Below are 22803 nucleotides of genomic sequence, written 5' to 3' on the forward strand. Positions count from 1 at the left end.
TGCCCAAAAAACACTAAAATATCGCCCAAGCATTGCTCTCCGATGCCAAGACTATTCAGCAGCATAAGCATCTTTGGGTTGAACTTGAGTTTCCGCTAAGGGCTTAGAATCAATTGCCCAAGCAGACCCCAGACTAATTAAATCTTCAACATCCCGCAGCATATTTAAACACATTGCATCCAGCGGCAAATCGTTTGCGTCGGTGCCAAAGGGGTTTTCAATTTCAATGCCAATCTCTTCGATGCCCAGCAGCGTAAAGGTAATGAGAGCAACGATGGGCCCGGTCGCCCACTGTAAATCTGCGACCAATTGGAAGGGCAACGTCAGGCAATAAAGCAACAGCAATTGTTTCAAATGAATCACATAAGCCAGGGGAATAGGCGTTCTTAAAATTCGTTCACATCCTCCCAGCACATCGACCATCGTGCTAATCATTTTTTGCATTGTGTCGAGTTGATAGGCTGTAAGCCGATTTCGGCGGCGCTGCTTTTGTAAATAGCTGCTAATCCAAAAGGCTATTTCTAAGGGTGGCGTGTTGGTATTTTGCAGCTTAAAGTAGTAATCTTTGGGGAGCAAATCAAGGAGCATCAAGTCTTCAAAAGACTGTTTGCGGAGGTGCAGCTTGGTGGCCACTGCAAACGCAACCAATAATCGCAAGATAGAAATCTTTTGGGCGCGATCTTGAGAATTCTTTTCAGCCACATTTACCCAGATTTGCCGCGCCAAGTTGCGGGTGGTGTTGGTCAGGGTGCCCCACAGCTTTCGCCCTTCCCAGAAGCGCTCGTAGGCGGTGTTGGTGCGGAAGACCAGCAGCAGGCCCAGCACGATATTGGGAATCAGCCCAGACAGCGCCGGAATCGAAACTGCGAGGTCACGGGCATGTAGGATGGCGATGAGTTCTCCAAACAGTCCGCATAGCAACGCTCTGGGCAAGACGTAGGGCACGACCGAGCCACGTAGTTGCAGGGCAGAGCGAAACCAGCTTCGCTTTTGGGGGGCAAGGAGGAGGTTCCAACGGGGTTGAGGCATGAGGTTTGGCGAATTGAGATAGGGCGACTGGTATTAGCTATTAATGTAGATAGACCAGATTAAAAAACAGATCCTGAACCCTGCGCCGCCCGCTGCGCGGGCGGCGCAGGGTCTTTGGGTTTTATGTTTATTGATGTCCACCTACTTAGTAGGGGATTTGGGGACTTGCGACACTCCATCACTGCCTGAATCCGCTCCCCTAAGAATGATCCCCGATTTAGCCTAACCTCTAACTCTTGCCTATTTTTTGGGCGATCGCCAAAAATCGCTGCACAGTGGGCGAGGGGTCGGGCTGGCGGGTGAGGAGGGCGATCGCCGCCTTGGGGGTGGGTTCCTGGAGTTCGCGATACACAACCCCGGTGCGCTGGAGGTTTTGCAGCGACAGGGGAACAATGGCCACGCCGATTTCTGCGGCCACTAGGCTGATAATGGTCTGCATTTGGATTGCTTCCTGCACGATGGCGGGGCTAAAGCCGCCCTGATGGCAGAGGCTAATGATCTGGTCGTAGAGTCCGGGAGCCAGCGGCCGGGGAAACAAAATGAAGGGTTTGCCCGCCAAATCTTTGAGCGACACGCTCGGCTGCTGCGCGAGGGGATGCTGCTGGGGCAGGGCGACGACGAGCGGCTCCTCACACAGCGGCATCAGGCAGAAGTCTGGCTCGTTTACGGGCGGGCGGACGAGGCCCACGTCCATGCGGCGATCGCGCAGCCATTGCACCTGCTGGTCGGTGGTCAGTTCGTGCAGTTCCAGGCTGACATCCGGCGCAGCGGCGCGAAAGCCCCGGAGCAGCGTCGGCAGCACGCTGTAGGCTGCGGAACTGACGAAGCCGATCACCAGTTGTCCCCGTTCGCCCCGGCTCACCTGCTGCCCCAGTTGCACGGCCTGATCCAACTGCTGCATGATTCGCCGACATTCCGCCAAAAACACCGCGCCTGCCTCCGTGAGCTGCACGCTGCGCTTGGTGCGGTAGAAAAGCTGGAAGCCCAATTCCTCCTCTAGCTGACGAATCTGCTGACTGAGGGGCGGCTGGGCCATGTGCAGCCGTGCGGCGGCCCGCCCAAAGTGCAGTTCTTCGGCCACGGTGATGAAATAGCGCAGGTGACGCAGTTCGATCATGCGGGCGATCGCCAGCTATTTTTCCTCAAAAATCCGAGAAGGTGGATTGTGCAAGACACGCGCAACCCAACCGTTTCCAGCCCCCTCCCAAGCAGGCGCTAGCCTTCGTGGTGAAAGTGCCAGTTGATGGGCGGCGTGTGGGACGCAGGATGAAACGGGTGCGACAGGTTCGCTTCAGTTTCCTGATCGAGCGTGGCGATCACCTGGTTATAGCGGTCTTCTGCGTCCTGGGGCGAGTCGCCGATGCTGGTCAGCCCCAGTTTGCCGTATTCCGACAGGCAGCCCATGATGTGAAACACGCTGCCTGTTTCGGTAATGGGCGTAAAGTGGAGGCGATGCTGCACGATGATGTCCATTAGGTCGCTGGGCAGCAAGCCGAGATAGCGATCGCTCTGCAAGTTGTCGGTGGCGATGTAATATTTGGGCTGACCGTGCTGGTTGAGAAATAGCCCAGTTTGGGGATCGTAGCTGCCGCTGGTGAGCAGCTTCAGCGTCATGAAGGGATGCGTTGTGCCGCCTTTGCGGACGTTGATTTCGATCGCCTGCAAATCCCAGTCCTCCGTCGCGTCTGGCCGGACTGCCATGAAATCAATGCTAAACCGTTCCAAAACGCCCTTTTCTGCCAGCACCTTGCCCACTGCATAGCCATAGTCTTGCAGGCGCATCCGGTAAGACTCGTCCGCTGGAAAGCGACAGCCCAAAAAGATTTGCCCGTCGGGCCCGCCCAAGATCTGGTCGTGGGTAGACAGCACCTCGACCTCACCCAGCGGCGTAATGCGGCACTGGACGCTGGGCGATCGCTTTTCTTCGCCTTCGATAAACGCTTCGACAATCGCCCCCAGTTCGGGAATTTTGCTGCTGAAGTTGTCCCAGGTTTCGGTGTCGCTCTGGAAGCTGAGGTAGTGAAACGCCTGGGCGATCGCTTCCCGTCGGGCTTCGGTGGATGCCTGCCCCGGCGCAACGGCGGAGAGCGGCCGCAGATCCAGCAGCGCGTTCCCCTGACCCGAAAAGCCCTCGTTTAGCTTTACGACCATCCGCTTCAGGTCGGGGCGACGCTCCCACAGGTCTACCGTTGCCAGCACCAGTTCTTCTGCGGTCCAGGTCTGCAAGCTGCCGTCGGGATGGGGCACGTTGGCTTCGGCAAAGGCCTGGCGGCTGCCGCTCTTGGTGCCCCAATAGAGCAGGTCGGGGTCCAGCCCATAGAGCGGAATATCCAGTTGAAGCGACAGTTCCCGCTCTAGCGCAGTGGCGTTGAAGCAGGACATATACGCTTTTTCGGGGCGCAGCAGGCTGCGGATTTGCTGGACGAGGCGCGGCCGCTCCAGGATTTTTTGCGTCAGGGGCTTGGGATGCGAATCGTAGGTAGACAGCAGGATGAGGCGATCGCGGGCGTGGGAGTAGGGGATTTCGGGCAGCAGGTGCAGATAGTAGTCGATGATGCTGGGGTGAATTGGCTGCGACGTGACGTAGATTAGCCGCGTGCCCGGATTCCGCAGGCGAATCAGCGAAAACAGCAGCCGCTCTTCGTAATGGTGAACCCCTTTGACCTTTTGCAATTCGCGCTGATCCAGCGTCAGGGAGGGAACGATCAGAATGTCATGTTCTCCCCGGTCAAATTGATCGATGGTTTGCCAGCGATCGCGCAGTTGTCGTTGCAACGTGTGAAAGCGATCGCTACCCTGCACCATCGGAGCCACCGTCAATGTCTGCATAAATCCCCCAGTTTCGGGCATCTTTCAAAGGTTTATTGTAATCAGGACTTACTTACGATAAGTTTTCTGGGTTTTGGACGATTTCTCCGCGAGAAATCGTCCCACCGCGTAAGTCCTACTGCGTAAGTCCTATTGATAAAGCTCGAACTAGTTCAAACGAAATTTGTTAAGAAAACAAAACTCTGAAGCAGCCATCTTTCCAGACGGCAACCCCTGTTCTATCCCGTTGATCCGCGCTTAGCGCTTCAAATTACGTAAAATCGACCAGGCAACCCTAAATTTAGGCAAACCCAGCCTACCGAACCCTAGCACCCAGCGAAAGCGTTTGCGACTGCCTCTTGAGGAGGATGTTTGACGATTCTATCGAGTAGCCGCGCCAAATTACATCCTCGCGAAGAGGGAAGAGGGAAAAGGGAAGAACGAAAAAGGAAGAACGAAAAAGGAAGAGGGAAAAGGGAAGAACGAAGAGGGAAGAGGGAGGAATGGAAATTGGATTACCACTCTGCGAGGGCGATCGCCACTTCTTGCCGGGTTTGTTCTGAAACTTGATGGTTGTTGGACAGTGCTTCGAGCTGCTGCCGACCTTGGTCGGGGTGAAGCTGCTTGAGGGCGGCGATCGCATGGAGTTTCACGCCCAGATCCGGCTCGGTTGCCAGGTGAACCAGGGCATCCAGCGCGTCAAGGTCGCCCAATTTTCCAAGCTGGAGGGCGATCGCCTGTTTCACGGCAGCAGTTTGCACCGCAGGTAGATTACCGTGCAACAGTTCCAACAGTTCCACCAGATAGCGGGCCGCCTGCCAGCGCAGTTCTGGGACTTCGACGCGACCCATTGCCTGAATCGTAGCGTGTAGCAGTGGGGCGGATGGGGCTTCCTCGCTCCACTGGAGCGCCAGCCGATGCAGATGGTGCAGGGCAGTGGGTGTGCCCATCCAGCCCAGCGCTTGCACTAGCGCCATGCGCTGTGGATGGGTCGTGTGGGACAAGTGGGCGACGCGGTAGAGCGCGGTGGCGGCCGGATTGGTGCCCAGGCGACCCAGGGCGATCGCCGCTTGCTGGGCCACGCCAGCACTAGCATCCAGCAGCAGCGGATAGATTAAGCTCACTAGGTCATAGTCCGACAGCAGGTCTGCGCGAAAACCGAGTTCCGTCACTGCTACCTGGCGCACTGCTGCTGAGGAGTCGCCCAGTGCTGCAATTAGCAGGTCAGGAATGTGGCGATCGCGGGCACTGCCGATGGCAGAGAGCGCGGCGGCTCTCACCTGTGGGTCAGGATCGCGCAGCAGTTTCATCAGCGGCTGAACCACGCCGGGATCTTGAATCTGGGACAGGGTTTTCACGGCCAGCAGGCGCGTGTGGGGAACTTGGAGCAGTTGGGCAAGGGGGGCGATCGCCGCTTTTCCAAAGCCTGCCAGCGCCGCCGCCGCGATCTGCTGCAAATCTTCGGTGGGGGCGGTTTGCAATAGGTGAACCAGCGCTGTCAGCACCGCAGGCTGACGAAACTCGCCTAAGATCCGAGCCACAAACCAGCGCGTATCCGGGTCTTCCTCTTCGTCTTGCAGCAGCGCCAGCAGCGGGTCGAGCAGCAGTTGCTTGACAGACTCTGCCGGTTCAGCCGCCAAGGCTTCTAGCCGAGGAAATAGCTTGGCCATGTCCCAGCGGTCTTGAAAGTCGCCCTCACACAGTACAGCGATCGCCCACTGACTCAGCGTTTCCAGTTCTGTTCGAGCGGGGCGGATACCACTGGTCTGCAACTGTTCTTCTAGATGCCCCAAGTGTTGCTGTACCCGCTGTACCAGCAATTCCCAATCGGCGGCGATTTGCGAAGCGCTCCCTGCGGGAATCGCCCCATCCTCTGCCTGCGGAAGCAGCGGGAAGTCCTGCGATTGGGCAGATAAAATACGCGGATTGCTGACCATACTCGTCTGTGCCGCCAGATAGAAAAATGCGGTCAATGCCTTGACTGCTCTTGGATTCTAGCCAGAAGCGCTGGGTTTTGTTGAGTCAGGCTCAGGTTCATTATGCAGGTTGTGCATTGTTGCAATTCGTAAATTTCATGCAACGAAAATTTTTGTAACAGGAGCTACGAATTTTCAGAATTAATGCTTCTAACGTATCAATCATGCAAGGCAATGCAGGCTTGAGTCTTGCGGCGTTAGTCAAGTCTCCGTAGACACAAGTTTTAGACACAAGTTTTAGCCAACACGGGTTCTAATTCTAGGCGTTGAGTCAAAAACGCAGGTCTACGCGCAGCATTACTTGCCGTTTCTTCCATCCAAGGTCTCTTGCTATGACCAGTACCGTTCCAGCAGAAACCAGTCTGAATAAGTTCGAGAAGCTCAAGTCCGAAAAAGATGGTCTGGCGGTCAAGTCTGAACTGGAAGACTTTGCCCGTCTGGGCTGGGAAGCGATGAATGAGACCGACCGCGACCATCGCCTGAAGTGGATGGGCGTGTTTTTTCGGCCCGTCACGCCGGGTAAGTTCATGCTGCGGATGCGGATGCCCAATGGCATTCTCACGAGCGGACAGATGCGGGTGCTGGCGGAGGTTGTCGAGCGCTACGGCGAAGATGGCAACGCCGACATCACCACGCGGCAAAACCTCCAGCTTCGCGGCATTCGGCTAGAAGATATTCCCGATATCTTCCGGCGGTTTGAGCAGGCAGGGTTGACCAGCATCCAGTCCGGCATGGACAACGTTCGCAACATCACGGGTTCGCCCGTGGCGGGCATTGATGCCGACGAGTTGATTGACACTCGCGGGCTGGTGCGAAAGGTGCAGGACATGATCACCAACAACGGCGAGGGCAACCCGTCGTTCACTAACCTGCCGCGCAAGTTCAATATTGCGATCGCCGGATGCCGCGACAACTCGGTACACGCCGAGATCAACGACATCGCCTTTGTACCTGCCTACAAGGACGGACGGCTGGGGTTTAACGTGCTGGTGGGCGGGTTCTTCTCGGCCAAGCGCTGCGAAGCCGCTGTGCCGCTCAATGCCTGGGTCGATCCGCGTGATGTGGTGGCCTTGTGCGAAGCCATCCTCATCGTCTATCGCAATCACGGGCTGCGGGCCAATCGCCAAAAAGCTCGCCTGATGTGGCTGATCGACGAGTGGGGCATGGATAAGTTTCGTGCCGAAGTGGAGCAGCAGTTGGGACATCCCTTGCAAACTGCCGCGCCCAAGGACGAAATCCTGTGGGACAAGCGCGACCACATCGGCATCCACGCCCAAAAGCAGCCGGGGCTGAACTACGTGGGGCTGCATGTTCCCGTCGGTCGGCTGTATGCGCCCGATATGTTTGACCTGGCGCGGATTGCCGAGGTCTACGGCAGCGGCGAAATCCGCCTAACCGTCGAGCAAAATGTGATTATTCCCGACGTGCCCGATTCTCGCGTTGCGCCCTTGCTGAAGGAGCCGCTGCTAGAGAAGTTTTCGGTGAGTCCGGGGCTACTCGTGCGATCGCTCGTTTCCTGCACTGGGGCCCAGTTCTGCAACTTCGCCCTGATCGAAACCAAAAACCGAGCAATGGCGCTGATCAACGAACTGGAATCTGAACTGGAAATCACGCGCCCAGTTCGCATCCACTGGACAGGCTGCCCCAACTCCTGCGGCCAGCCCCAGGTCGCCGACATCGGTCTGATGGGCACCAAAGTCCGCAAAGACGGCAAAGCTGCTGAAGGCGTGGACTTGTACATGGGCGGCAAAGTCGGCAAACACGCCGAACTCGGCACCTGCGTCCAAAAAGGCATTCCCTGCGACGACCTCAAGCCCATCCTGCGGAATCTGCTGATCGAAAACTTCGGCGCACGACCGAAGTAAGTTGCCAGGTGCTCAGAGTCCAGGGGTCAGGTATCGGCGCTTAGCAGCTTATCTTTACCTGATTTCTGACCCGTTCCCAAATCCTATCCCTCACTCAGCCAGTTTCTCACCGGATCTTGACACCGGGCGCAACTGGTAGGGGATTTTACATCCCAAAATTTGCCAACTGATTACCCTAACCACAACTTCGGAGAACTGAACCTATGTCTAGACTCTCTCGGCGGAAATTTATCTTTACGGCAGGCGTGACGGCAGGCGCAACGATCCTGGCCAATGGATGCAGCGGCGGCTCGTCGCCTTCGGATACCAGCAGCCCGGCCGCCAGCGCTCCGGCCTCGCCCGCACCCGTAGCCGCAGCCGATACGCCCGAAGTGACCACTGCCAAGCTCGGTTTCATCGCCCTGACCGATGCCGCACCCCTGATCATTGCTAAGGAAAAAGGACTGTTTGCTAAGTATGGAATGCCCGATGTGGAAGTGCTGAAGCAGGCTTCCTGGGCTGTCACTCGCGACAACCTGGAGCTGGGGTCTGCTGGCGGCGGCATCGATGGAGCGCACATTCTGACCCCTATGCCCTACCTAATGTCGGCAGGCACGATTACCAAAGGTAATCAGAAGGTGCCGATGAATATTCTGGCTCGGCTCAATGTGAATGGTCAGGGGATTTGCCTTGCCAACACCTACAAGGACTTGAAAATTAGCACTGACAGCGCGCCACTCAAGGAAGCCTTTGCTAAGGCGAAATCTGAGAAGGGCGAGATTAAAGCAGCCGTGACGTTCCCTGGTGGCACGCATGACCTGTGGATGCGCTATTGGCTGGCGGCAGGCGGCATCGACCCCGACAAAGACATTTCGACGATTGTGGTGCCGCCGCCGCAGATGGTGGCCAACATCAAGGTCAACAACATGGAAGCTTTCTGCGTGGGTGAGCCTTGGCCTGCTCAAACGGTAAACCAAGACTTGGGCTATACCGCCATCACGACAGGCGAGTTTTGGGCAGATCACCCTGAAAAATCGCTGACGATGCGGGCTGATTGGGTAGAACAACACCCCAATGCAGCGAAGGCAATTTTGATGGCAGTGCAAGAAGCTCAGATGTGGTGCGATGACATGGCCAACAAGGAGGAGATGTGCCAAATTATCTCCGGGCGAGAATGGCTGAAGGTGCCTGTAGAAGACATCCTAGAGCGGGCCAAGGGCAATTTTGATATGGGTGTGCGCCAGCTCGAAAATAGCCCGCTGCTGATGAAGTTCTGGAACGATGCGGCATCTTATCCGTTTAAGAGCCACGACCTGTGGTTCCTGACGGAGGATATCCGCTGGGGCTACTTGCCTGCTGACACCGACACCAAAGCGCTGATTGACGCGGTAAACCGGGAAGACCTGTGGCGCGAAGCCGCCAAGGCGATCGGGCAGGAAGCCGCCATTCCCGCTAGCACCTCTCGCGGCGTGGAAACCTTCTTTGATGGCGTGAAATTCGATCCCGAAAATCCGAGCGAGTACTTAAAGTCGCTGAAGATTAAAAAGGTGTAATGCGGTCGGGGGTAAGTAAACAAGTGAGTAAAGCTACTGAGGCATGAAGGACTCTTGCTTTATCTTATTTATCCCCCGACTTCTGTTCCCATAGTTCAACCTTTCTGCCCTAAATCCTAATTCTAACCCCTAGCGTATGACAGCCGACCTCTCTTCTCCCCGCCGGCCTGGGCGATCGCTCTCTTCCAGCTTGGGCGCATGGCTTGGCAAGACGATTCGCCGTTCCATCCCCACAGCGATCGCCCTCTTCATTCTCCTGGGCATCTGGCAACTGGTGTGTTCAGGCGACAATGCGCCCCTGCCAGGGCCGATCCAGGTGGTGCAAGATACATGGGACTTGATCATCGACCCGTTCTATCGTGGCAGCGGTACAGATCAGGGCTTGTTCTGGCAAATTGCGGCCAGCTTGCAGCGGGTGGCGGTGGGCTATCTCCTGGCGGCGATCGCTGGCATCGCCCTCGGCATCCTGATCGGCGTAAGTGTGCTGATGTTTCAGGCGATTGATCCCATCTTTCAGGTGTTGCGAACCGTGCCGCCGCTGGCCTGGCTGCCCATTTCCCTGGCGGCCTTCCGCGACTCCCAGCCCGCTGCCATTTTCGTGATTTTCATCACCGCCATCTGGCCCATCATCATCAACACGGCCGTTGGCGTGCAAAACATTCCTCAGGATTACAACAACGTTGCCCGCGTGCTAAAGCTGTCCCGACTCGATTACTTCTTCAAGGTGCTGCTGCCTGCCACTGTGCCCTATATTTTCACCGGCCTCAAGATTGCCATCGGTCTGTCCTGGCTGGCGATCGTTGCCGCAGAAATGCTCACGGGCGGCGTGGGCATTGGCTTCTTTATCTGGGATGCCTACAACAGCGGCAGCAACAGTGAAGTGATCCTGGCCATTATCTACGTCGGTCTGGTGGGGCTGCTGCTCAACGCGCTGATCGGCTTCATTGCCTCCCGCGTCGTGCCCGAAGAACAGAAGTAAGTATCCCAAAATCCAAAATCTTAAAATCCAAAATCCCCATGCTGCCATTCGTAGAAATCGACCACGTAGATCAGGTCTTCCCGCTCCCCGGCGGCGGAGAATACATCGCGCTGAAGAATATTGATCTGACGATTCGCAAGGGCGAGTTTATCTCGCTGCTGGGCCACTCTGGCTGCGGCAAATCGACCCTGCTGAACATCATTGCGGGCTTGGCGAAACCTGCGGCGGGCGGCGTGGTGCTGGAAGGTCGCCAGGTCACTGAACCCGGCCCTGACCGCATGGTGGTCTTCCAAAATTACTCGCTGCTGCCTTGGCTGACGGTGCGCGAAAACATTGCCCTGGCGGTAAATCGCGTCATGGCAACGGCTTCCAAATCGGAACGCAGCGCCATCGTAGAGCAGCATATTGACTTGGTGAACCTGCGCCACGCGGCCGACAAGCGGCCGGGGCAACTCTCCGGCGGCATGAAGCAGCGGGTGGCGATCGCCCGGGCCCTGGCCATCCGTCCCAAGCTCTTGCTGCTGGATGAACCCTTTGGCGCATTGGACGCGCTCACCCGCAGCAGCCTGCAAGACCAGTTGATGCAAATCGCCGAGGAACACGAACTCACCTGCATCATGGTGACGCACGACGTAGACGAGGCGCTGCTGCTGAGCGATCGCATCGTGATGCTGACCAACGGGCCAGAATCCTACGTGGGGCAGATTATGGACGTGCCCTTCGAGCGGCCGCGCGATCGACTGGAGGTGGTGAACCATCCCAGCTATTACGGAATGCGGAGCGAAATTGTCTATTTCCTGAACCAGCAGAAGCAGGCCAAGAAGCGCAAGGCCGCCTTGCAGGTGGGGGCGATCGCCCGCAACGGGTTGGAAAAGGTGAACCTGGAACTGGGCTTTGTGCCGCTGACGGACTGTGCGCCGCTGGTGGTGGCCAAGGAACTGGGCTTTTTTGAGAAATATGGGCTGGAACAGGTGACGCTGAGCCGCGAACCAAGCTGGAAGGCGATCGCCGAAGGCATCACCAGCGGCCGCCTAGATGCCGCCCAGATGATCGCTGGGATGCCCCTAGCGCTGACCCTCGGCATGGGCGGCAAAGCGCCTGTTCCCGTGACCACCGGCCTAGTCCTCAGCCGCAACGGCAACGCCATCACCCTCAGCCAGCGCTTTTTGCACGATGGCGTGCGGACGGTGGAAGAACTAAAGGCGGCGATCGCCCGCACGCCCGACAAAGTGCCCACGCTGGCGGTCGTTCACCCCGCCTCGATGCACAACCTGATGATGCGCCACTGGCTAGCCACGGGCGGCATCGACCCCGACCAAGACGTGAACCTTGTCACCATTCCGCCGCCGCAGATGGTGGCCGCGCTCAAGGGCGGCGGCATCGACGGCTTTTGCGTGGGCGAACCGTGGAACTCCCGCGCCATCCAGGAAGGACTGGGCTATGCGATCGCCACGGATCTCGACATCTGGCCCGGCCACCTGGAAAAAGTGCTGGGCGTGCGCGAAGACTGGGCAAACCGCTATCCCAAAACCCACATCGCCCTCGTCACGGCGCTGCTCGAAGCCTGCGAATATTGCGACGATCGCCGCAACCGAGAAGCCCTGGCCGAACTCCTCTCCCGCGACGAGTATGTTGGCGCGACGGTCGATCAAATCCGTCCCGGCCTGGTCACGCCCTACGACCGGGGCACAGGCGACGAGCCAGAGCAATTGCTGCGCTATAACCAGTTCTTTGTCGATCGCACCAACTGCCCCTACCGCACCGAGGGTCTGTGGATCATGACGCAGCTTGCCCGCTGGGGCATCACCCCCTTCCCCCGCAACTGGTTCGACATCCTCGACCGCACCCGCCGCCTGGATGTGTTCGGAGCCGCCGCCCGCGACCTGGGCCTGCTGGACACCGAACCCAACCGCAGCCCCATCCACTTTGCCGACGGCAGCGTATTTGACCCCGACGACCCCATCGGCTACCTCCACAGTCTTGCCATCAAGCGCGACGTGCAAGTTGAGGAAGTCAGCATTGATGTCGTGACCGTGTGAGGTGTAAAAAGCCAGCCCTATGCCCCATTCTCTCCTCTCTCTCAACCCTGAATCCCTAACAATGCAGACTCTCGACTCAACCCAACTCCAGCCGCAGCCCGTGCCCATGACCGATGCGTTTTTGATGATCGAGAATGTCTCGAAGGTGTATCCCACCAAAGATGGCGGCACTTACACCGTGCTGGATGGCGTGAATCTGGCGGTGCAGGAAGGTGAATTTGTCAGCATCATCGGCCATTCCGGCTGCGGCAAATCGACCCTCATGGATATGGTGTCGGGCTTTCGCACGCCCTCCAGCGGCGAGGTGCGCCTGCGAAACCAGCGGATCACAGAACCCGGCCCCGATCGCATGGTGGTGTTTCAAAACTACTCGCTGCTGCCCTGGATGACGGCCTACGAGAACGTGTATCTAGGGCTGCACGCGGCGCGACCAGAGCTTTCTAAGAGCGAAAAGGCGGCGATCGCCCGCGACCACCTGGCCATGGTCGGTTTGGCCGACGCGATGGACAAGAAACCCCGCGCCCTCTCTGGCGGCATGAAGCAGCGCGTTTCCATCGCTCGCGCCCTGGCCCTGCGCCCGGAGGTGCTGCTGCTGGACGAACCCTTCGGGGCCCTCGACCCCATCACCCGTGAGGAACTGCAAGAGGAACTGCTAAAAATCTGGACAGATCACCGGGTCACGGTGCTGATGATTACCCATGACATTGACGAGGCGCTGCTGCTGAGCGATCGCATCGTCATGATGACCAACGGCCCCGCCGCCAAGGTCGGCGAAATCCTCGACATTCCCTTTGCCCGTCCCCGCAACCGCAGCCGCGTCATGGAAGACCCCCGCTATTACGAACTGCGGAACGAAGCGCTGGACTTTCTGTATCACCGCTATGCCCATGATGACGTGGGCTGAGTTTGAGGGAGAGAGGGCACTCCGGTTCCCCCCTTACTAAGGGGGGCTAGGGGGGATCAAGACTCCTGCATCTAATTCGATCCCCCTAAATCCCCCTTAAAAAGGGGACTTTGAGGAGTCTGGTTCCCCCCTTAGTAAGGGGGGCTAGGGGGGATCAAGACTCCTGCATCTAATCCGATCCCCCTAAATCCCCCTTAAAAAGGGGGACTTTGAGGAGTCTGGTTCCCCCCTTGCTAAGGGGGGCTAGGGGGGATCAAGACTCCTGCATCTAATTCGATCCCCCTAAATCCCCCTTCAAAAGGGAGACTTTGAGCAGGGCGATAGCAAAGGGTTAACCAAGTGAAGGATGAAACTCAAATTAAAACCCTGTGCCCCTACTGCGGCGTGGGCTGTGGGCTAGAGGTCGTGCCGTCGCAGGGCAAGGGGGCGTGGCAGGTGCGGGGCGATCGCGCTCATCCGTCGAGCCAGGGGATGGTATGCGTCAAGGGTGCGACGGTGGCAGAGTCGATTAGCAAGGATCGGCTGCTCCATCCGATGTGGCGCGAGTCGCTAGAGCAAAACTTTCGGCAAATTAGCTGGGAGGAGGCGCTGGACAAACTGTGCGATCGCCTCCAGACGGTTCTGGCGAGCCAGGGGCCCGACGGCATCTGCATGTATGGCTCTGGCCAATTCGTCACCGAAGATTACTACACCGCCCAAAAGCTGATGAAGGGCTGTTTGGGGACGAATAACTTTGACGCAAACTCGCGGTTATGTATGTCCTCTGCTGTGTCGGGTTACGTACAGAGCTTTGGGGCAGACGGGCCGCCCTGCTGCTATGAGGATTTGGAGCAAACGGACTGCGCGGTGATCGTCGGCAGCAACATGGCCGAGTGCCACCCGATCGCCTTCAACCGATTGCGGAAGTATCACAAAAAAACGCCCCACGTCCGCCTGATCGTGGTCGATCCGCGCCGCACCCAGACTGCCGACGCAGCCGACCTGCACCTGGCCCTCCGCCCCGGTACAGATATTGACCTATTCAATGGCATCGCCTACCTGCTGATGCAGTGGGGCTTCGAGCAGGCGGCGTTTATCCAGCAGCACACCAGCGGCTATGCCGACTACGCCGAGGTGGTGCGTCACTACTCGCCTGACGTGGTAAGCGATCGCTGCGGCATCTCTATCTCTGACCTGGAAACTGCCGCCCGCTGGTGGGGCAAGTCGGGGCGGGTGCTGTCGCTGTGGTCGATGGGATTGAACCAGTCGAGCGAGGGCACGGCCAAGGTTCGTAGCCTGATCGACCTGCACCTGCTCACCGGGCAAATCGGCAAACCGGGCGCGGGCCCGTTTTCCCTGACGGGCCAGCCCAACGCAATGGGCGGCCGCGAGGCGGGCGGCCTGTCGCACCTGCTGCCCGGCTATCGATTTGTGGCCAATCCCCAGCATCGCGCTGAGGTCGAACACGCCTGGAATCTGCCAGCGGGACAAATTTCGCCCAACCCCGGACGCACCGTGTGGGACATGATTCGCGGGCTGGAGGCGGGGGAGGTGGGTCTGTTCTGGATTGCGGCGACGAATCCGGCTGTGAGCCTGCCCGATTTGGTGCGAGTAAAGGCGGCCCTGGGGCGATCGCCCTTTACGGTCTATCAAGAAGCCTACTTCCCCACCGAAACTGCCGAATTTGCCCATCTGCTGCTGCCTGCGACACAGTGGAGCGAAAAGAGCGGCACGATGACCAACTCGGAGCGCATGGTCACGCTGGCTAAAGCTTTCCAGCCTGCCCCCGGTGAAGCCCGCGCCGACTGGGAAATTTTCTGCGAAGTCGGCCGCCGCCTTGGGTTTGCCGCCCAGTTCCCCTTCCAAACCGCCGCTGAAGTTCATGCCGAATTTGTGAAGCTCACCCAGGGCCGCCCCTGCGACATGAGCGGCATCAGCCATGCGCGGCTAGAGCAGGAGGGCCCCTTGCAGTGGCCACTGCCCAGCGGTGAGAATCCTGAATCGCAGACCCAGCCTGCCAAGCGCCTCTACACCAACCTGCAATTTCCCACGCCCGATGGCCGGGCCCGCTTTAGCGCCTCTCACTCGCGGGGGCTAGCAGAACCCCCCGACCCCGACTTTCCGCTGGTGCTGACGACGGGACGGCTGTATGGCCACTGGCACACCCAGACCCGCACCGGACGCACCGAAAAGATTACGCAAATGTACCCCAACCCGTTTATCGAAATTCACCCCCGCGATGCGGAGCCGCTGGGTATTGTCGAGGGAGATGTGGTAGAAGTGCGATCGCGCCGGGGTTGGGCCCGCTTTCCCGCTAAAGTCACTCGGGCGATCGCCCCTGGAACCGTCTTCGTACCCATGCACTGGGGCGCTCTCTGGGCCGACCATGCCGAAGCCAACGCCCTCACCCATCCCACAGCCTGCCCCGACTCGAAGCAGCCGGAACTGAAGGCCTGCGCGGTGAAACTGTTGCCAATTCGGGTAGAAACGCCCGTGCGCGAGGAGTTGGGCGTGGTGGGGTAGGGGAGAAGGGAGAAGGAAGAAGGAAGAACGAAGAAAAATCCAAAATCTAAAATCTAAAATCTAAAATCGATACAAGACCCTTCCATAGGCTGGCCGTGGGCTGGCTGGATAAACAGGCGCTATGGCAGATGATCAGGTGCTGCGGCAAACTCTGGTGCGGCTGGATGGGCTGGGCTACAAGGCTTATAAAGAGATTCAGGGCAGCTATCGGTTTCCGGGCTTTACGCTGCATATTGACTTTGTACAGGGCGATCCGTTTGCGGCTCCTAGTCGGCTGCGGGTCGTCGTGCCCCAGGCGGAGGCGGGTTTCCCAACAGAAACGTTCCACTCGCGCAGCCGGGAAATCGCCCTGCGGGATTACCTAACGCGGCAGTTTGGCAAGGCAGCGGCGGCGGTGCGCGAAAAGCGGGGCAGCGGCAACAGCGGCCTGATGGCGATCGCCCCGACCAGTCAATACATCCTAGAGCGATCGGCCCTGTGGGTGTCGGAGGCGGTGGTCGAAGCGCGATTTTGGGTGGGGCTGCCCGCACGGGGACGGCAAATCTTGGGGCGCACGGCGGCGGATCTGTTGTGCGACGACCTGCCGCTAATTGTGGGGCGATCGCTCTTTTACTCGGCTTTGAACCCGACTGAACTCCAGCAGCATTTGACCGTGGCAGAAGACACCGACTGGCTGCGCGACCAGTTGGCAGCGCGAGGGCTGGTGGCCTTCGTGCCCGATGGAGCGCTCTTGCCCAGACAGAGCGGCGTAGACGAGCGCCCGCTTCAAGACTCCAGCGCTGTGCGATTTCGCTCGCCTGCGTCGCTGCGGGTGGAGTTCCATCGGCCCAACCAGGGCAGTATCTCTGGCATGGGCATTCCCAAAGGCATCACGCTCATCGTCGGCGGCGGCTACCACGGCAAATCCACCCTGCTCAGGGCGATCGCCCTCGGCATCTACACCGCCATTCCCGGCGACGGACGCGAACATCTGGTGACCGACGCAGCCGCCGTGAAGATTCGCGCCGAGGACGGCCGCAGCATCACGGGCGTAGACATTTCGCCCTTTATCAACCACCTGCCCCAGGGCCGCTCGACGACGCGCTTTAGCACCGAAAACGCCAGCGGCAGCACCTCCCAAGCAGCCAGCATTATAGAAGCGCTGGAGGCGGGGGCGCGGCTGCTGCTGGTAGACGAAGACACCTCCGCTACGAACTTTATGATCCGCGATCGCCGGATGCAAGCCCTCGTCGCCAAAGACAAAGAGCCAATCACGCCCTTGATCGACAAAATCCGCCAGCTTTATCGGGATTACGACCTGTCCACGATCCTCGTCATGGGCGGCAGCGGCGACTATTTCGACGTGGCGGATACCGTCATCGCCATGACCGACTATCAGCCCCAGGACGTGACCCAACAGGCCAGGGCGATCGCCGCTCAGTTTGCCACTCAACGCAGGGCTGAAGGGGGCGATCGCTTTGGTTCGCTCACCCCTCGCGTTCCCCTCCCCAAGCGCCTCGACTCGCCCGAAAAGCAAGGGGAACAATCCTGGCACGGCGGCCGCCGGGGGGATACTCGCCCGGTGGAGGGCGATCGCCCAGGACGCGGCCCCAAGCTGAAGGCACGAGACATTGACGAACTAGTGTTTGGCTCGGAAACCGTAGATTTGTCCGCCATAGAGCAACTAGTGGAAGTAGGACAGGTGCGAACCATTGGCGCGGCGATCGCCTATTTACAGCAGCACTACCTCGACGGTCGCCGCACGCTGCCCGATCTTCTGAACCAGATTACACCCCAGCTTGCCACCAACCGCATAGACGAACTGACGACTTATCGCCAGGGGGATCTGGTTGCGGTTCGACCTTTGGAACTTGCCGCAGCTTTGAATCGTCTGCGATCTCTGAGCTTGCGGTAAAAACAGGAAATTTCCAAGAAAATTTTGGCTAACAAGCGCTTCTGGTGCGGTTCACCGCCTGCAATCGTCTTTCGGCAGCGAAATACGCGCTGATTCATCGACCCAAAACCAGGGACATCGGCCCATTTCTCTCTACACCCCCAGCATGAAATCTATGTAATTGACATCTTCGGAGCCAGTCGCCGTGATACCTTAATGAAGGCGACGGTATCCTACGCCGCAGTTTTCAAAGCAGTTTTCAAAAGACTGACTCGATGAACTGATAACGTCCTACCTCTGAATGCAAATCCTGACGGCCTGACAGGTTTGTCCTCGACAGGTTTGTCGATATGCCGAAGGAACTTGCCTACTAAATACTCGCCTAAAGCGTTTCCATCAGACTTTAATAAACCACAGCCTGCTCTGGAAACTAGCCTGCTCTGGGGACATTGCCCGCATCACAGGCTTCTCATAGCAAGACTTCCAAGCTATTAGACTGAATTTCAACCTGGAGGAATCTTCGACACTATGTCCATTCGTCTTTATGTAGGCAATTTGCCCAAAGAGCTAGAGCGGCAGGAATTAGCTGCCCTGTTTGCGGAATTTGATGAAACCTTGACCACCAAAATCATCACCGACCGCAAAACGGGGAAGTGCCGTGGCTTTGGGTTTGTCACGGTGAAAAGCGAAGAGCAGGCAGACCAGGTCATCGAAAAGTTTGACGGTTTTCTGTTTAAGGAAACCCCGCTGAAAATCGAACGCGCCCAGCCCCGCGAAAAGGGCAGTGAGGAAGGCGATGAGGCCGCTCCCGCCGCAAGCAACAGCAACCGCAAGAAGAACAACAGCAAGGCTAAGAAGGCGGCCGCAACGACCGAGCCAGAATCCGTACAGCCCGATCCTCGCTGGGCGCAGGAACTAGAGAAACTGAAGGAACTGCTGTCTACTCAAACGGCAAATTCATAGTTTTGCTGGCTGCGTTCGGCGGCCAGGTTCCTTAATCTGGACAAGGGCGATCGCACTCCGATCGTCCTTTTTGTTGCCACTGGTTACCACTGTTGGTTGCCGTTGGCTGCTACAAACTTTAGGATGTAAGGCAAATCCACTTTTCAGGCTGTTGTTGGGAGAAAGATTTCATGGCAGAGCGGCGACTGGCAAGACGACTGCGATGGGTCATGGCGGGGCTGGCAACGTCGCTGCTGGGCACCCCGGCGATCGCCTACATTGCCTCTATGACCTCGATGGAAGCAGGCGGCATCGATGCGCGGCGGGTGCAGTCCGAACCCTACAACCTCATGGGCCGCAAAATCGCTATTGGTCAGGTAGAAATCGGTCGCCCAGCCCTGTTTGGCCTCGATAAAACCGCTGCCAATAACTTTGCGGTGCGGGTGCGCCAGGTGTTCTTTCGGGATGGGGTAGCTCGTCCCAACGATACCGTTGACCCCCACGCGGCCAGCGTCGCCAGCGTCATGGTGAGCAACGACAAGCTGGTGCAGGGCGTTGCGCCAGAGGCAAAGCTATACGCAGCCGCTGCGGGCTTCGAGCGGCGGGGCGGCCAGCCGCAGGAATGCCTCGCCTCCCAAACCGTGGCGCTGCAAAACGGCGATGACGTGCGGGCAATTAATTTCAGCTTCGGCGAGTCGCTGGCGCAGGACCCACGCCCCAATGCGCGGCTCGATGGCAACGCCCTGTTGACCCAGTGCATCGACTGGTCGGCCAATCAGCATAATGTGCTGTATGTGATCGCGGGCAACCAAGGCGAAGGCGGCATCCCCATCCCCACCGACAACTTCAACGGCATGATCGTGTCTAACTCGATCGCCGTCAATGGCGTGTATCGAAAGGTCAGCTTTTTTGACCTGGGGAGCGAGCCGCCGCCTATCTATGGCAGGGCCCGCGAACCGGAGACCAATGTCGGCCCGCGCCGCTCGGTCAGCCTGATGGCTCCTGGCACCAATATTCAAACCATCAACCCCGACGGCAGCCTCAGCAACCCTGCAACCGGAACCAGTTTCGCTGCCCCGCATGTTACGGCGATGGTGGCGCTGTTGCAGGAATATGGCGATCGCCAAATCCGCGAACAGCAGCCCAACTGGAGCCTGGATGCCCGCCGCCACGAGGTCATGAAAGCAGTAATGATGAACGCGGCAGATAAGATTCAAGACCGGGGCGACGGCCTGATGCTGGGCATGACCCGCACCGCCGTCAACAAGCAAAACCGCGACTGGCTCAGTTCCGATGCCTATACAGACGAAGCCAAACCCCTGGATGCCGACATGGGCACGGGGCATCTGCACGCCTATCGGTCGCTAATCCAGTTCGGTTCGGGTCAGTTTTCGCCCGATGCCCCTGTGCCGCCTGTTGGCTGGGATTATCGCACCGTTGGCACTGGACGAGACGCGCCCGCCTATCGAGACTATGTGCTGGAGCGGCCGCTGGTAGCAGGCAGCCACGTCGCCATCACTCTTGCCTGGAACCGCGTGGTGGAACTGAAGGACACCAACCGCAACGGGCTGTACGATATTGGCGAAACCTTTGAAGACAAGGGGCTGAATAACCTGGACGTGTATCTAATGCGGGCGGAGGATGAGCGGGAGGGCGATCGCATCTGGTCTTCCGTCAGCGCCGTAGACAGCGTGGAGCATATCTTCCACCCTGTTCCCGCAACGGGGCGCTACAAGATTCGCGTCGTGTACCGCGATCGCGTCAACACGCCCACCCAAGCCTACGCCCTGGCCTGGTGGACGGCTCCGGCAGAGTAGCGCTCGTCAAATCCCTAGTTTCTTCGACGCATCGGGAGCTTAAACTACAACTACTCCTGCAAGCACTCCTACAACCGCTATTCGCTATCGCTATTTGTACCGCTATTGGATAAAGGACCAGATGCAGGTCTCCACACTCGTCAGCCCCTATTGGTTAACGAGTTTACTACAACCCCTATTGGATAAAGTGCCAGATGCAGGGGTAGCGATAGGGGCGCTCCAGGTTGGTGGCAGCGTTCACCATTGCAATAATGGGCATGATTGTGCTGACAATTACCAATCCAATTAGCAGCGGAATGCCAATCAGCACGAAGCACAGCACCAGGAAAATCACGCCCCAGATCAGCACCGTCAGGTAAAAGTTGATGGCTTCTTTGGCATTGCCCTGCACGATGGGATCATCCGAAATCAGCAGCAAGACGATGGGCACTGCAACTGATACCAGCGAATAGCAAATCAACTGCGACCCGTGGCAGAGAACTGAATAGAGCTTGCGCTGTTCGAGGTCAGTCATGGGTATGAGGAGTTGAGTTAAGAATGTGAGGAGTTGAGTTAAGAATATGAGCCGGGAGTATGACTCAGGATTACGAGCCGGGAGTATGACTCAGGATTATGCGTCAGGAGTGTGAGTCAGGAATACTAGTGTCTTCACCAGACGGGGCGGCTTTTCCGGCGATCGCCCACGATTCGGGCTGGCTTGCTACGATAAAGGTTGCTTCCTGTATATGCTCTACTTGCTCTGAGTCTTTTCTGGCATGACCACCGACCTCCAAGCTGAAATTGCGACTGCGGTTGACCAACGGCGCAACTTTGCAATTATTTCCCACCCCGACGCGGGTAAAACCACGCTCACCGAAAAGCTGCTGCTGTATGGAGGCGCGATTCACGAAGCAGGTGCAGTCAAGGCCAAGCGGGCGCAGCGCCACGCCACCTCAGACTGGATGGAAATGGAGCAGCAGCGGGGCATCTCCATCACCTCCACGGTGCTGCAATTTGACTACAGCGGCTACACGATCAACCTGCTGGATACGCCCGGACACCAGGACTTTAGCGAAGACACCTACCGCACCCTGGCCGCCGCCGACAATGCGGTAATGCTGGAGGACGCTGCCAAGGGTCTGGAACCACAAACCCGCAAGCTGTTTGAAGTGTGCCGGATGCGGGGCATTCCCATCTTCACCTTTTTCAATAAGCTGGATCGGCCGGGGCGCGAGCCGCTGGAGCTAATGGACGAAATTGAGCAGGAGTTGGGGCTGCAAACCTATGCAGTGAACTGGCCCATCGGCATGGGCGATCGCTTCAAAGGGGTTTACGATCGCCGCAAACAGCAAATTCACCTGTTTGAGCGCACGGCCCACGGCAGCCGCGAGGCCAAAGATACTGTGGTGGATCTGGGCGATCCGCGCATCGAAGATCTGCTCGAAAAAGACCTGTATTACCAGTTCAAAGAAGAACTAGAACTGCTGGAGGCAGCGGGCACAGAGTTTGACCTGGCGCAGGTTCATGCGGGCAAGCTAACGCCTGTCTTTTTTGGCAGCGCCATGACCAACTTTGGTGTGGAGCTATTTTTGGAATCCTTCCTGGACTACGCGCTGAAGCCCGGTTCTCGCCGCAGCACCCAGGGCGACATCGACCCGACCTATCCCGAATTTTCTGGGTTTGTGTTCAAGCTGCAAGCCAACATGGACCCCAAGCACCGCGATCGCATCGCGTTTATCCGGGTCTGCTCCGGCAAGTTTGAAAAAGACATGGTGGTGAACCACGCCCGCACGGGCAAGACGGTGCGCCTGTCTCATCCGCAAAAACTGTTTGGGCAGGGGCGGCAGTCCCTCGATGAAGCCTATCCCGGCGACGTGATTGGTCTGAACAATCCGGGTATGTTTGCCATTGGCGACACGATTTACAACGGCAAAAAGCTGGAATACGAGGGCATTCCCTCCTTTTCGCCAGAACTGTTTGCCTATTTGCGAAACCCCAACCCCAGCAAGTTCAAGCAGTTTCAAAAGGGTGTCAACGAGCTGCGGGAAGAGGGCGCGGTGCAGATTATGTATTCCACGGACGAGTCGAAGCGGGAGCCGATTCTCGCCGCCGTGGGGCAACTCCAGTTTGAAGTGGTGCAGTTCCGCTTGCGAAATGAATACAACGTGGACAGCCTGCTCGATCCGCTGCCCTACAGCGTGGCCCGCTGGGTGGGTGGTGGCTGGGCAGCGCTGGAAAAGGCAGGTCGCCTGTTCAACACGGTGACGGTGAAGGATAGCTGGGGTCGTCCGGTGCTGCTGTTCAAAAACGAGTGGAACTGCCAACAGGTGGAAGGGGAGCATCCAGAACTGGATCTGCGGGCGATCGCCCCGGTTGCGTCGGGTCAGGAACCCGCAGCAGTGTGATTCAGGAACCCGCAGCGGTGTGATTTTAGCCTAATAACCGCGCGATCGCGTGTAATTTCCGTATTTTCTGGGAAGCCTAGAGGCAAGCTGCATTTTTCCAAGTTGCACTTTTCTCTGGGCCGGTTTGCGAATAGCCCCTATGCTTGGGTTAGG

General features: G+C 58.1%; 15 protein-coding genes. 10 read left to right on the forward strand and 5 right to left on the reverse strand.

All coding sequences use genetic code 11. The annotated features are described in order from the left end of the window. Positions 1 to 51 precede the first annotated feature (51 nt). The 4 genes from HPC62_RS18835 to HPC62_RS18850 form a co-directional block, all read right to left on the reverse strand. A complete protein-coding gene (locus HPC62_RS18835; protein ID WP_172358051.1) occupies positions 52 to 1029 on the reverse strand; it encodes a bestrophin family protein in 978 nt (325 codons plus the stop codon). Between the two features lie 229 nt (positions 1030 to 1258). Next, a complete protein-coding gene (locus HPC62_RS18840) occupies positions 1259 to 2143 on the reverse strand; it encodes a LysR family transcriptional regulator (RefSeq protein WP_172359044.1) in 885 nt (294 codons plus the stop codon). Between the two features lie 101 nt (positions 2144 to 2244). Beyond that, positions 2245 to 3858 (reverse strand): peptide ligase PGM1-related protein, encoded by a 1614-nt coding sequence (locus HPC62_RS18845; protein ID WP_172359045.1) that lies wholly within the window; start codon positions 3856 to 3858, stop codon positions 2245 to 2247. 494 nt (positions 3859 to 4352) lie between these two features. After that, positions 4353 to 5810 carry a HEAT repeat domain-containing protein gene (locus tag HPC62_RS18850; RefSeq protein ID WP_172358052.1) on the reverse strand — a complete coding sequence of 486 codons (1458 nt, stop codon included), beginning with the start codon at positions 5808 to 5810 and terminating at the stop codon, positions 4353 to 4355. A 335-nt stretch (positions 5811 to 6145) separates the two neighbouring features. On the opposite strand from HPC62_RS18850, the gene HPC62_RS18855 reads away from it, so the two are divergent. The 9 genes from HPC62_RS18855 to HPC62_RS18895 all read left to right on the forward strand — a co-directional run bounded on the left by HPC62_RS18855 (position 6146) and on the right by HPC62_RS18895 (position 20266). Further along, entirely contained in the window at positions 6146 to 7678 is a 1533-nt protein-coding gene (locus HPC62_RS18855) for a ferredoxin--nitrite reductase (RefSeq protein ID WP_172358053.1), read from the forward strand. 203 nt (positions 7679 to 7881) lie between these two features. After that, the gene (locus HPC62_RS18860; protein ID WP_172358054.1) at positions 7882 to 9210 is read left to right on the forward strand and encodes a CmpA/NrtA family ABC transporter substrate-binding protein; all 1329 of its coding nucleotides are present in this window, start codon (positions 7882 to 7884) and stop codon (positions 9208 to 9210) included. A 136-nt stretch (positions 9211 to 9346) separates the two neighbouring features. Next, on the forward strand, positions 9347 to 10189 hold the full coding sequence (gene ntrB / locus HPC62_RS18865; protein ID WP_172358055.1) for a nitrate ABC transporter permease: 843 nt from the start codon (positions 9347 to 9349) through the stop codon (positions 10187 to 10189). A gap of 38 nt (positions 10190 to 10227) precedes the next feature. Then, complete coding sequence (locus HPC62_RS18870) at positions 10228 to 12228, forward strand: nitrate ABC transporter ATP-binding protein (RefSeq protein WP_172358056.1); 2001 nt, start codon at positions 10228 to 10230, stop codon at positions 12226 to 12228. Positions 12229 to 12289: 61 nt separating this feature from the next. Beyond that, positions 12290 to 13132, forward strand: a complete 843-nt coding sequence (locus tag HPC62_RS18875) for an ABC transporter ATP-binding protein (RefSeq protein ID WP_172358057.1) — start codon at positions 12290 to 12292, stop codon at positions 13130 to 13132. Between the two features lie 339 nt (positions 13133 to 13471). Further along, a complete protein-coding gene (locus HPC62_RS18880) occupies positions 13472 to 15634 on the forward strand; it encodes a molybdopterin oxidoreductase family protein (RefSeq protein ID WP_172358058.1) in 2163 nt (720 codons plus the stop codon). 121 nt (positions 15635 to 15755) lie between these two features. After that, positions 15756 to 17528: an ABC-ATPase domain-containing protein gene (locus HPC62_RS18885; protein WP_172358059.1), complete on the forward strand. Its 1773-nt coding sequence runs from the start codon at positions 15756 to 15758 to the stop codon at positions 17526 to 17528. A gap of 507 nt (positions 17529 to 18035) precedes the next feature. After that, positions 18036 to 18470 carry an RNA recognition motif domain-containing protein gene (locus HPC62_RS18890; protein WP_172358060.1) on the forward strand — a complete coding sequence of 145 codons (435 nt, stop codon included), beginning with the start codon at positions 18036 to 18038 and terminating at the stop codon, positions 18468 to 18470. Positions 18471 to 18640: 170 nt separating this feature from the next. Continuing rightward, positions 18641 to 20266: a S8 family serine peptidase gene (locus HPC62_RS18895; protein ID WP_216655286.1), complete on the forward strand. Its 1626-nt coding sequence runs from the start codon at positions 18641 to 18643 to the stop codon at positions 20264 to 20266. A gap of 175 nt (positions 20267 to 20441) precedes the next feature. On the opposite strand, the gene HPC62_RS18900 is transcribed toward HPC62_RS18895, so the two are convergent. Then, the gene (locus tag HPC62_RS18900; RefSeq protein WP_172358061.1) at positions 20442 to 20780 is read right to left on the reverse strand and encodes a DUF4870 domain-containing protein; all 339 of its coding nucleotides are present in this window, start codon (positions 20778 to 20780) and stop codon (positions 20442 to 20444) included. A gap of 241 nt (positions 20781 to 21021) precedes the next feature. Here HPC62_RS18900 and prfC point away from each other — a divergent pair, with 241 nt between their 5' ends. Next, a complete protein-coding gene (gene prfC, locus HPC62_RS18905) occupies positions 21022 to 22650 on the forward strand; it encodes a peptide chain release factor 3 (protein ID WP_172358062.1) in 1629 nt (542 codons plus the stop codon). The last annotated feature ends 153 nt before the right edge of the window (positions 22651 to 22803 follow it).

The organism is Thermoleptolyngbya sichuanensis A183 (assembly GCF_013177315.1).
Classification (GTDB): domain Bacteria; phylum Cyanobacteriota; class Cyanobacteriia; order Elainellales; family Elainellaceae; genus Thermoleptolyngbya; species Thermoleptolyngbya sichuanensis.

Excerpts from the sequence above, each read along its gene's own strand:
- HPC62_RS18835 (WP_172358051.1), bottom strand. The coding sequence starts at position 1,029 with ATGCCTCAACCCCGTTGGAACCTCCTCCTTGCCCCCCAAAAGCGAAGC.
- ntrB (WP_172358055.1), top strand. The coding sequence starts at position 9,347 with ATGACAGCCGACCTCTCTTCTCCCCGCCGGCCTGGGCGATCGCTCTCT.
- prfC (WP_172358062.1), top strand. The coding sequence starts at position 21,022 with ATGACCACCGACCTCCAAGCTGAAATTGCGACTGCGGTTGACCAACGG.
- HPC62_RS18885 (WP_172358059.1), top strand. The coding sequence starts at position 15,756 with ATGGCAGATGATCAGGTGCTGCGGCAAACTCTGGTGCGGCTGGATGGG.
- HPC62_RS18870 (WP_172358056.1), top strand. The coding sequence starts at position 10,228 with ATGCTGCCATTCGTAGAAATCGACCACGTAGATCAGGTCTTCCCGCTC.
- HPC62_RS18875 (WP_172358057.1), top strand. The coding sequence starts at position 12,290 with ATGCAGACTCTCGACTCAACCCAACTCCAGCCGCAGCCCGTGCCCATG.
- HPC62_RS18890 (WP_172358060.1), top strand. The coding sequence starts at position 18,036 with ATGTCCATTCGTCTTTATGTAGGCAATTTGCCCAAAGAGCTAGAGCGG.
- HPC62_RS18860 (WP_172358054.1), top strand. The coding sequence starts at position 7,882 with ATGTCTAGACTCTCTCGGCGGAAATTTATCTTTACGGCAGGCGTGACG.
- HPC62_RS18895 (WP_216655286.1), top strand. The coding sequence starts at position 18,641 with ATGGCAGAGCGGCGACTGGCAAGACGACTGCGATGGGTCATGGCGGGG.
- HPC62_RS18845 (WP_172359045.1), bottom strand. The coding sequence starts at position 3,858 with ATGCAGACATTGACGGTGGCTCCGATGGTGCAGGGTAGCGATCGCTTT.
- HPC62_RS18900 (WP_172358061.1), bottom strand. The coding sequence starts at position 20,780 with ATGACTGACCTCGAACAGCGCAAGCTCTATTCAGTTCTCTGCCACGGG.
- HPC62_RS18855 (WP_172358053.1), top strand. The coding sequence starts at position 6,146 with ATGACCAGTACCGTTCCAGCAGAAACCAGTCTGAATAAGTTCGAGAAG.